The sequence below is a fragment of the Paenibacillus sp. FSL R5-0470 genome, from assembly GCF_037975205.1.
Lineage (GTDB): Bacteria > Bacillota > Bacilli > Paenibacillales > Paenibacillaceae > Paenibacillus_AQ.
Window position 1 is genome coordinate 6,797,640 of record NZ_CP150238.1, and the last position, 10,945, is coordinate 6,808,584.

At 44.1% G+C, this 10,945-nt stretch carries 11 protein-coding genes; 1 reads left to right on the forward strand and 10 read right to left on the reverse strand.

What is annotated here, in order from left to right:
- Positions 1-90: 90 nt before the first annotated feature.
- From MKY99_RS30135 to MKY99_RS30170, 8 genes are all read right to left on the reverse strand, one after another.
- Entirely contained in the window at positions 91-258 is a 168-nt protein-coding gene (locus tag MKY99_RS30135) for a CxxH/CxxC protein (protein WP_076120603.1), read from the reverse strand.
- A 229-nt stretch (positions 259-487) separates the two neighbouring features.
- Entirely contained in the window at positions 488-2,239 is a 1,752-nt protein-coding gene (gene cydC / locus MKY99_RS30140; RefSeq protein ID WP_339268014.1) for a thiol reductant ABC exporter subunit CydC, read from the reverse strand.
- Positions 2,236-4,002, reverse strand: a complete 1,767-nt coding sequence (cydD, locus tag MKY99_RS30145; protein ID WP_339268016.1) for a thiol reductant ABC exporter subunit CydD — start codon at positions 4,000-4,002, stop codon at positions 2,236-2,238. Before cydD ends, cydC begins: the two co-directional genes overlap by 4 nt.
- Positions 4,002-5,018, reverse strand: a complete 1,017-nt coding sequence (gene cydB / locus MKY99_RS30150) for a cytochrome d ubiquinol oxidase subunit II (RefSeq protein ID WP_042193024.1) — start codon at positions 5,016-5,018, stop codon at positions 4,002-4,004. The genes cydD and cydB overlap by 1 nt, the downstream gene beginning before the upstream one ends.
- Positions 5,015-6,409: a cytochrome ubiquinol oxidase subunit I gene (locus MKY99_RS30155; protein WP_339268018.1), complete on the reverse strand. Its 1,395-nt coding sequence runs from the start codon at positions 6,407-6,409 to the stop codon at positions 5,015-5,017. The genes cydB and MKY99_RS30155 overlap by 4 nt, the downstream gene beginning before the upstream one ends.
- Before the next feature lie 223 nt (positions 6,410-6,632).
- Positions 6,633-6,863 (reverse strand): cold-shock protein, encoded by a 231-nt coding sequence (locus tag MKY99_RS30160; RefSeq protein WP_042131698.1) that lies wholly within the window; start codon positions 6,861-6,863, stop codon positions 6,633-6,635.
- Between the two features lie 92 nt (positions 6,864-6,955).
- Entirely contained in the window at positions 6,956-7,156 is a 201-nt protein-coding gene (locus MKY99_RS30165) for a cold-shock protein (RefSeq protein WP_019914582.1), read from the reverse strand.
- A 419-nt stretch (positions 7,157-7,575) separates the two neighbouring features.
- On the reverse strand, positions 7,576-8,820 hold the full coding sequence (locus MKY99_RS30170) for a trypsin-like peptidase domain-containing protein (protein WP_042193026.1): 1,245 nt from the start codon (positions 8,818-8,820) through the stop codon (positions 7,576-7,578).
- A 374-nt stretch (positions 8,821-9,194) separates the two neighbouring features.
- Here MKY99_RS30170 and MKY99_RS30175 point away from each other — a divergent pair, with 374 nt between their 5' ends.
- Entirely contained in the window at positions 9,195-9,404 is a 210-nt protein-coding gene (locus tag MKY99_RS30175) for a hypothetical protein (protein WP_042193027.1), read from the forward strand.
- On the opposite strand, the gene MKY99_RS30180 is transcribed toward MKY99_RS30175, so the two are convergent.
- The gene (locus tag MKY99_RS30180) at positions 9,370-10,179 is read right to left on the reverse strand and encodes an MBL fold metallo-hydrolase (protein WP_042193028.1); all 810 of its coding nucleotides are present in this window, start codon (positions 10,177-10,179) and stop codon (positions 9,370-9,372) included. The two genes, MKY99_RS30175 and MKY99_RS30180, sit on opposite strands and share 35 nt — an antisense overlap.
- A 14-nt stretch (positions 10,180-10,193) precedes the next feature.
- A complete protein-coding gene (yycI, locus tag MKY99_RS30185) occupies positions 10,194-10,934 on the reverse strand; it encodes a two-component system regulatory protein YycI (RefSeq protein ID WP_042193029.1) in 741 nt (246 codons plus the stop codon).
- Between the last annotated feature and the right edge of the window lie 11 nt (positions 10,935-10,945).

Below are 10,945 nucleotides of genomic sequence, written 5' to 3' on the forward strand. Positions count from 1 at the left end.
TCCAATGCACCTATAATTATTCCACGCAAAAACACCTTGCGGCCCATTTCCGGGACTGCAAGGTGTTTTTTTATAAGTCTTAAAGGTCCTTTAGACCACCAAATATTCAGCGTTCTTCTCACATTGGGTGCACTTTGCCGGCGGGTCCCAGTCAGAGAATTCCGTTTCCTTCAAATCCACTACATCTGGTGCATCTTCATACTCGTCCACAAACAAATCAATAGCTAATTCTACATGTTCTTTACATACTACATACATTCAACCAAGCATCCCTTTCTGTGCCGCTACGGCCTAATACTCCTTCTATTGTTCTACCATACTTCCCACGAAAATGGAACTCCTATCTATCCATTCCAGCGATCTGTTCATCCCTTGTCTATATTCTTGCCCTTCACCAAAAAAAGATTCCTCCCACCCCGAAAGGCAAAAGGAATCTCATCACTTATCTCTCTCTATTTTCTATAAATATTATTTCAAACTCTCCATCCTACCCTAGAAACTCCACCGGACGATCCAGCTCATATAATCTGCGATAACGTGGTTCTTTTTTCATCAGCTCCGCATGGGTTCCACGCATTTCTACCGAGCCATTTTCCATAAAAATCACTTCATCCATCTGCTCCGCACCGACCAAATGATGCGTTACCCAAATTAGTGACTTACCCTTCATGGCTTCGAACATTGTCTTCAAAAGATCACGTTCCGTCCGCGGGTCCAACCCTACAGTCGGTTCGTCGAGTATGACAACAGGGGTATTTTGCAGCAAAATACGAGCTAACGCTATCCGCTGACGCTCTCCACCAGAGAATCGTTGCCCTGCTTCACGGACAAAGGTATCATATCCATCTGGCAACGAGGAGATCAACGTATCCATTTTGGCTAAGGCGCCAGCTTCTTTAATGGCTTGTTCGGAAGCCTTCGGATCACCCATACGAATATTGTTAGCTACCGTAGTATCGAATAAATGTGGACTCTGATTAAGCACCGCTATAATAGAAGGAATATGCTCGCCATAGGCATCTGCAGCGATTCCATTAATCATAACCGAGCCCTCAGAAGGTTCAATAACACCTTGAATAGCCTTTAATAACGTCGATTTACCCGCACCACTTCGGCCGATGATCGCAATCTTTTTACCTTGTGGAATATCGAGGCTGAGATCGCGAACCGACCAGTTAGCCTCTGAACCATAGTGGTAACCTACATTTTCGAGCTTGATGTGAGCACTCTTCATGGCCTGAGGTAGAGCATCGACTACAGTTGCTTTTTCAGAGACGATGTTCTGCTCAGTTCCATTTACACCAGACAATCGCTCTAAGGAGTTACGGTACTGCGGGATTTTCTCCACCGCTTCAGACACTGGCAGAAAGGCATCTGCTACAGGAAAAACAACCAATACGAACGCCGCAATCAATGTACCCGCAATAGCACCATCTGCAAACTCTCCAGCGGCCCAATATAGCATAGAAAGCACACCAATCCCAATTACCGCTTGCCCAATGAACGTACGAATACGTGCCCAGCTGCGCAGCGCTGCATCGGTTTTGGCTACTTTTCTCTCATCTGCTTCATAAGTGTCTACGAACTGGCTTTGTCGTCCACTAATGACCCAGTCACCCATACCAAGTACGGCGTCAGTCAGCTTTTGATAGAGACGATTACGCTCTACTTTCACTTCACGTTGGCGTTTCTGTGTGAACAATAGAGATAAGAACGGCAACACCACTACTAACACCAATATATACAGAGCCATCAATAGCGCAAAGGCGATATCAAAAGTACCCAGTGCAATCACAGCTGCTCCATAAATCAGCAAAGCAATAATGCTTGGAAACACGGTGCGCAGATATACATTTTGCAAATATTCAATGTCATCTGCAAGCATCCCGAGAATATCCCCAGTGCGGAAGCGTGACGACAGGAACAAAGCCTGTGGCTCCAAAATATTGTACAGACGCACACGCATCTTAGATAGAATTCGCAAAATCGTGTCATGCCCAACTAAACGTTCTACATAATGAATGACAGCCCTACTCGTTCCGAACGTACGCACACCTACAATCGGTACATAAATCATTAGAATATTTTCGACGGGTGTAGACGCTTTTGAGATCAGAAATCCTGAAGTATACATTAATGATGAGGCTGTAAAAATCGTCAACGCCCCAAGCACGATAATAAGCACAAAACGCCAAAAATACGACGATACATACGGAGCAAACCATCCTTCACGTTTCAATGGATTCCCTCCAATTGCGACCCAATCAACTCATAATACGCACCCTTGCGGGCAAGCAATTCCTGATGGGTACCGATTTCTGCCACTTTTCCTTGTTTCATTACTACAATAATGTCCATATCAAGCATCCAGTGCAGGCGATGTGTAGCCAGAAAGACCAGCTTTCCTTCAAAAAGAGGCACCATCGTCTCCTTAAGCTCATATTCCGTCTCAATATCCAGATGTGCCGTCGGCTCATCCAATAACATAATCGGACGACTGCTGAGTAAAGCTCGAGCCAGCGCAACCCGCTGCTCCTGCCCGCCACTGAACGAACGACCTCCGCCGCCGATCATCTCATCCAAGCCATTCGGAAGGGTTGCCGCCAGCTCTGATAATCCAGTAGCTTTCACAGCTGCAGCCACAGCTTCCATAGAAGCTTCAGGGTAATAGAAGCGAATATTATCAGCCAATGTACCACTAAAAATATAAGGGCGCTGCGGGATATACGAGGTCTGCTTTCGCCAAGCCTCATCCGTTAATGCGCTAACCGTTGTACCGTTTACTGTGATACTTCCTGAAGTAGGGTGTAAGAAACCACCCAAGATATCGACTAGTGTAGATTTACCGGCCCCACTCTCTCCGATAATCCCAATTTTGCTTGCTCCTTTAAATTGTAGGTTCACCGCTTCCAGCGAAGAAAGACCAGCTTCCTCGTATTTCACACTGACATCATTTAATGTAAGTACGCTATTTTTATGCCAAGTGAATATCTCTTCTGGTGTTTTCGATGCTGATCTCAATGCTTGGTCACCATTAGAACCTACTACTTCAGCTTTCACTTCATCCTGATCTATAATGCTTTTCATTGCCTCAGCGGCTTCCTTACCATCGAGAGTAGCATGGAAATCGGAACCTACCAATCGTACAGGCAAAAAATATTCCGGTGCCAAGATCAGAATGGTTAAGCCCGTAACCAGTGTCATCTGATCGTTGACCAGACGCAGGCCGAGACTTACCGCGACGGAAGCAACGGATAACATCGTAAAGAAGTCCAGCGCGAACGAAGACAAAAAGGCTACTCGCAGTGTACGCATCGTCGCCGAGCGATACCGATCGCTGACGGTAGCAATACTCGTGCTATGACTACGACTGCGGCCCAGAAATTTCAGCGTTTCTAGCCCACGGAGGGAGTCTACGAAATGATTAGATAAGGTACGATAAGATTTCAGCTGACGGTCCATCTGCTTGCGAGCCGTCATCCCGATCAAGATCATAAAAACAATAATAATCGGCATAGTGATCGTTAGAATTATCCCACTCGCGGTATCCATCTTGTAGATATAAATAAGCACCAAAATCGGTGTAATTGACATCCCTACCATTCTAGGGATAATCGCTTCTAAATATGTGCGGAACTTTGTTACGCCTTCCAGCACAAGTGTGACAAGATCCCCGGTTCCACGCCCGCCCACCATTCTGGGTCCAAGCTGGAAGAGCTTATCCATCATTTCCCTCCGCATATTGCTGCCCGTTGCTTCCGCAAAGCGGTAAGAGATACGGCTCATCAGCATGGCGCAAGCATGGCGCACTAGAAATGCAAGAAGGAACAATAGCGAAGTAGCCCATTGTTCCTTCAGAGGTTCTCCTGCAAATAGCGCAGAGATGACTTCTGCCAGCCATTTGGCCAGCAGAAGTATGGACATGCTTTGCACCAGGGTAAGGAGGCCAACGATCAGAAATACCGGCTTAACTCCTTTATACCCAAGCAAATTTTTATCCATTAGTATTCAAGATGCTCCTTCTCGTGAACGCGTTTATGAAAGACAAAGTAACTCCAAATTTGATATCCCAATACGAATGGAAGGATGGTCAGCGCCACAATCGTCATTACCTTTAAAGAGTAATGTCCCGAAGCCGCATTGGTAATTGTCAAATTGAAGGCTTGATCGATTGAACTAATCATAACACGTGGGAACAATCCTACAAAGATGGAAGTTACGGACAATGCTATTACCGCTCCTGTCATACCAAAAGCATAGCCATCCTTCTTCTTCGTCATGAAATAACCCGATAATATGAACGCGATAATTCCCAGCGCTACTATAATCATAAGAACTAAACCACGTTGTTCGAAAATATCAGTCATATAATAAGTCATTACCACGAAAGCGAGCAATAGAGCCCCAAGTGGCAAAAGCAATCTTTGCGCCATTTTTCGAGCGCGAGCCTGTAGATCACCCACTGTACGCAACGTTGTGAACATGAGACCATGTACCAAACAAAGAAGGACAACAGTCACACCAGCTACTACGGTATACACATTTACGATATCTGTAAAACCTGCGTACATTTGCATATCCCCATCAATCGGCAAACCTTTGATGAAGCTGGCGAACACCACAGCAAGGAGGAACGGTGGGAGGAAGCTGCCGAAAAAGATACAAACATCCCAAGTTTTTTTCCAAGCTACGGAATCCCGTTTACCTCTAAATTCAAAAGCAACACCACGTGCAATCAAAGCTAATAAAGCAAAGACAAAGGGAATGTAAAATCCGCTAAACAACGTTGCATACCACTCAGGGAAAGCCGCAAACATTGCACCCGCAGCAGTAATTAACCATACCTCGTTTCCATCCCAGAAGGGTCCGATCGAGTTAATCAATATTCGGCGCTCTGTATCATTCTTAGCGAGAATTTGTGTTTCCATCCCTACGCCGAAATCGAAACCCTCCAGGAAGAAGAACCCTATAAACAGAACTGCAATGAGCACAAACCACAATTCATTAAGAGACATCATTGGGCGCCCTCCTCGTTATATGGATCATGCGAATCCCCGTGATCGTTATCCATCGCATAAGGACCTTTTTTAATCACTTTCATAAACAAACCAATAAGAACTAATCCGAGAATGGCGTAAATCGCTGTAAAAGAAATAACAGAGAATAGAACCTGACCACTCGTAATATTAGGCGACACACTGTCTTCCGTTGTCATCAGTCCGAATACCGTCCATGGCTGACGCCCGAATTCGGTCATGACCCAACCCGCTGTATTCGCGATTGGAGGAAGCAATAGTCCCCATAACATAAACCGCATAAACCAAGTGTTTGGACGGTCCATCTTTTTGCGCCACATTAAATACATTGCGTACATACCCAGTACAATCATCAATGTTCCTGCTAGAACCATGATCCGGAAACTCCAGAATGTCGTACGTACTGGCGGGATATAGTCACCGGGGCCATAGGTTTGCTCATACTCAGCTTGCAGCTCAAGCATACCTTTAACTTCACCGGAAAATTTACTGTATGAAAGGAAGCTTAGCATATACGGAATTTGAAATTCTCCAGAACTTTCCTGCTTGTCAGGATCAATGTTAGCCCATACGGTCCAAGGCGCTGGGTCACCACTCTTACCCCACAGTCCTTCAGAAGCCGCCATCTTCATAGGTTGAGTTTCAACCAAATACTGTGCTTGCGCATGGCCTGCCACGGCTACACCAATAGAAGAAATGATACCTACGATTGCTGCAATTTGAAAAGATTTCTTAAAGAAAGATACATCTTGTTTCTTCAATATCTTATACGCACTAATACCCGTTACGAGGAAGGCGCCTGTTGCATACGCAGCAAGAACCGTGTGCGGGAATTCAACCAGCAATTGTCCGTTCGTAATGAGCGCGAAGAAATCATTCATTTCTGCCCGTCCATTATTTATCGCAAAGCCCACAGGATGCTGCATAAAGGAGTTCGCTGCTAGAATCCAGAAAGCGGATAACATCGTACCGAATGCTACCAGCCAGATGGATAACAAGTGCACTCTTTTGGACACTTTGTCCCAGCCGAATATCCAGATCCCAATAAAAGTAGACTCCAGAAAAAAGGCTGCCAATGCTTCAACTGCAAGCGGAGCCCCGAAGACATCACCCACAAAACGTGAATAATCAGACCAGTTCATCCCGAACTGAAATTCCTGCAAAATACCTGTAACTACCCCTACTGCAAAGTTGATGAGAAACAGCTTTCCCCAGAACTGTGCCATTCTTTTGTACTCTTCATTGCCTTTTCTAACGTACATGGTCTCCATGATCGCAATCAAGAGCGCTAGTCCGATTGATACCGGTACAAAGAAATAGTGGAATATTGTCGTCGACGCAAATTGTATACGCGACAGCATTACTGTATCCATATTTTTCCCTTCCTTCTCCCCTTTTCGTTAATTATATTGTGTCAAAAATTTAGACGTCATTTTGTGATAAATGTCACACAAAGGGGTGCTTTTAACGGTGAAATTCAAATGATTTGTGACAAAAATCACAATTTACCTTAAAAAAAGCAAAAAAAATAAGACGGTTTGACCGTCTTGAAGTTGTTCACTGTTCTATAACAAGCTTGACTCATAAAGGCATTGGTTAGGTAATGGAAATACCCTTCTTCAGCGATTTGAGATCGCCATTCGAATTAAGCAATTGTGGTAGCATCTTCGTGCTGCGAACCATTGGAGAGTCACATAGACGGCAAGAAGGCGCATGTTCAAATGCGAAATTATCCCTCATCCATCCGTTGCATCCATCATTGGTACACGCCCAAATCGCGGTATTTTCTTCCGGTATTTCTTCCAAAGGTTTCTTCCGGTAGTTCATTGCCGTTCCTCCCATCCTGTAAGTCAATAGTGACTAACTAGATATAAAAAGACCGTCCCAACTTTCACAAGCTGGGACGGTTTCTTCTATTATTACAGTTTTACAACGTTTTCGGCTTGTGGTCCACGGTTGCCTTGAACAACGTTGAATTCAACGCGTTGGCCTTCGTCCAAAGTTTTGAAGCCGTCGCCAGTGATTGCGCTGAAGTGAACGAATACGTCGCTTCCGCCTTCAACTTCGATAAATCCGAATCCTTTTTCTGCGTTGAACCATTTAACTGTACCTGTTTGCATGTGTGTTACCTCCACAAATTTAAATTAATATGTTCTTTTTATCTTCAAACAAAGAAAAAATTCACACATTGAAAAAGGTTGTATTACCGAATATAACAGCCCTTTTCAATGCGAAAATTAGGGACTAAATGTATGATTGATATCATATTACCACACCTGATTAGCAAAGGCAAGCTGGCATCCGTATATATCCGTTTCTACCCTAATAAGTATTACCTTCCAATGTAAGGGTTGCCAGTCAGCCCAAAATTGATTAAATGAGCTTATAATTGCCATATTTATCAAAACTTTAGAAGAAATAGATCCCCGATAGCGATACAGAGTATCGCTATTTCAGGAAGCTCTACCTTCTCAACCGAAGGGGTAGTCCGCTCTACTTGTCATTACTGCTATATCATTATATGCCGACTTCCAGCATATTATTCCTCTGGTTTTTCAAGAAGTTTTACTGTAGTCTGATTGACTTTCCCATTTCGATAATAGGTAATCTTCAGATCCTCACCAATCTTCGTCTGATTATATAAATACTTGCGAAGGGAAAGCGTGGATGTAATAGGTTCATCATTAAATTTCGTAATTACATCATTGAACTGTATTCCCGCTTCTTGTGCAGGTCCAACAGCATCCAGAACGACAACCCCATCCTTAACATTGTTCGGTAGGTTCAATTCCTTGCGTTGGTCCTCTGCGAGAGGAATGTAAGGATTGTTTAAATCTACCGAATATACGCCTAAGTAGGAACGGGCAATTCGCCCTTTCTCAGCCAGTTCATTAGCGGTATCTATCACATGGTTAGCTGGAATAGCAAAACCCAGCCCTTCTACACCTGCATCGGAGATTTTCATCGTGTTAATACCGATGACTTTACCATCCAGATCTACAAGCGCCCCGCCGCTATTGCCTTCATTAATTGCTGCATCGGTCTGAATGACCTCTTGCTCCCAATCATATACGCCGTCCTGATTCAAGGATACGGGAACCTTCCGTTCAGTATAGCTGACAATACCTGAAGTCAATGTGTCACCAAGTCCCAACGGGTTTCCGATGGCAATGACCGTTTCACCTAAACGAAGCTTCGAGGAATCCCCGAGCTCTGCGATTGTATTGATACCCTTGGCATCAATAGAAAGCACCGCAATGTCACTCACTTTATCCGTTCCAACGAGTGTAGCTTTACGTGTCTCGCCATCTACTGTTACGACCTCAAGATTGCTAGAGTCTTCGATGACATGGTTATTAGTAATGATAAATGCTTTATTATCTACCTTTTTATAAATCACTCCAGAGCCTAATGCTGACTCATCCAGAATGTTCAATTCTTTATTATCTTCTTTATGATTGATAATACTTACTACTGCAGGACGAACCGTAGCAGCGGCTTGAATGATACGGTCAAACGGATCTCTGCTTGGGGCAACCTCCCCAGTTGTTACTACCGACTTCGGGGCAGTTTCGTGACTCATTTGTCCAGTAAGCATACTGAATAAAAACACTGCCACCACAGCACTGATTAAGGAGCAGACGGCGGATATTTGCCAAGTGGATAAGCCCTTGCGCGATCTTCGCACAGAATGCTTGCGGTTAGCAAATGATCCCTTTGATGCTTCATCCCCTCTGGACCGTGATACTTTAGTTGAATAGAAATCGTCATCAAACAATCCCACCGAAAATCTCCCCCTTCTATTGCCAACCGTTCACAGTATCTAAAACCTGAACCTCTAGCAATCACGTTCCAAGCATATACCTCTGCATCCTTTAGACTCCAACAATCACTAAAAAGTTTCACTTTATCCATTAACCACACAATAGTTTCAGTTAATCGAAAGAATTTTAGAATCTTTCAATATATCTTCTCTACTAGGAATATTTTGTAACTTAAAAGACTACACTAATAGAAAGGTTCCATAAATTTAGAGTTTGCTTATCACGTCTATAATTGTATCACAGGCAACCCTCAATTCGTGATTTTCCTGAGGTAAAAAGCCTGCGAATTTTTTACAACTCCAGTTCTGTTTTTACTACATAAGGAGGTATAATTATGAATTCTTTTTCCACAAGTATGGATCTGGTGGAGTTTATCGGTAAGCTTGGCGATTTGAAGGATGAACACTACCATATGACCCTTGCCTTCAGTGCTATGATCGAATTGATGATCGATAAAGGCCTGATCTCCCGCCAAGAATTAGAACGAAAGACTGCTGAGCTTGATCAGCTTATGACAACTGGCTCAACTTATCCCATGGCGTAGGTTGGTCATAATACGTATCGCAAAGCTTAAACTCACTATCTTTAAAGAAACAGCCCCGATCCTCCATTGCGCAACGTACCGACATTTTAGCCAAATCCATCATATTATGATCCCGGCTTAAATGCGCTAAATAGGTACGTTTAGTCCGTCCTGTGAGAATTTCACTTAGTGCTGCTCCGGCTGCTTCATTAGAAAGGTGACCCATGTCGCCAAGTATGCGTCGTTTCGTATTCCACGGATAACGTCCCATCCTCAGCATTTCAATATCATGATTCGCCTCCAGCACCAATACGTCGGCCTCTGAAATTGCATCTCTTACCTTGTCGCTAACATACCCCAGGTCTGTAGCTACACACAGTTTTTCTTTTCCATCATAAAAATTGTAACCCACCGGCTCCGCCGCATCATGAGAAATTGCAAACGATTCTACACGCAGACTACCAAAATCCCTATGCTGTCCCGACTCCATAATGATTCGGTTATAGTCGGGTATTTTTCCAATGCCTTTTTCGATGGCTCCCCAGGTATTGGTGTTCGCATAAATCGGAAGATCGTATTTACGGGCCATTGCCCCGAGTCCTTTAATATGATCGGAATGCTCGTGTGTGACTAGAATCCCGTCTATATCATTACCCGTTAGCTCGCGCATGGCCAACAGCTCATCGATCCGCTTGGCACTTAGTCCCGCGTCAATCATAAGTGTTGTCTCCCCGTTCCGAACCACCGTTACATTTCCGGTAGAACCACTGGACAGTACTGTAAATGAAATCCCCATTTTCCTTACTCCTTCTAATCTGTTGTCTTCGGACTAATGATATCCGCACTTATAGCATCCACATAATAGGCATTGCCGTTCTCCAGCATGAACCGCCACATTGGCGACGCTACCTGACTTTCGGAGTTGAACAACTCACCATAATAACCAAGCTCAATCTCCTTTACTACGGAGTCTGCCGGAAAATATTTTTCAATCAAACTGCTAAGCGCTTGCGATGCCGGCAGTACCTTCTGTTCCTTATCGCTACTGCTTGCCCCTATCTCAATCTTAGGTGAGCGGAAAGCTACAATCTTCTGATCACTATTAATCAACTCTAACCTAACTCGGAATAGCGACCACTGATTCTGAACTAGCGGGTGAAGCACGAACTTCCCAACTTCACTTTCTTGAGAATCAAAACGATAATTTGCGATATCCGGTATTTGACTCTCAAGCGCCTTGCTAAGGTCAGTGAAGGAAGAATAGATCAGCTTGCTGTCTATAGGAACATCTAATTTAATGGGTGGTTCATTCTGCTCTTCAGCAGAATATCGATAAGTTATATTAGGAAGCTGCGGGGTAGAAGCCGGAATGGGACACAACACACGAATCCCTTTCTGCTCCATGACCGCCTGGGTTTCTTCGGACAGGGAAGTGAAATCGAGATTGGCACTAACCTGATCGCGCAAATCAATCCACAGCTGATAACATAGCAGCAGATTTAGACCTAAAAAGGCGCAAATTAGTACATTTTTGGCTCTTCCCCAATCCATACCCTTACCTC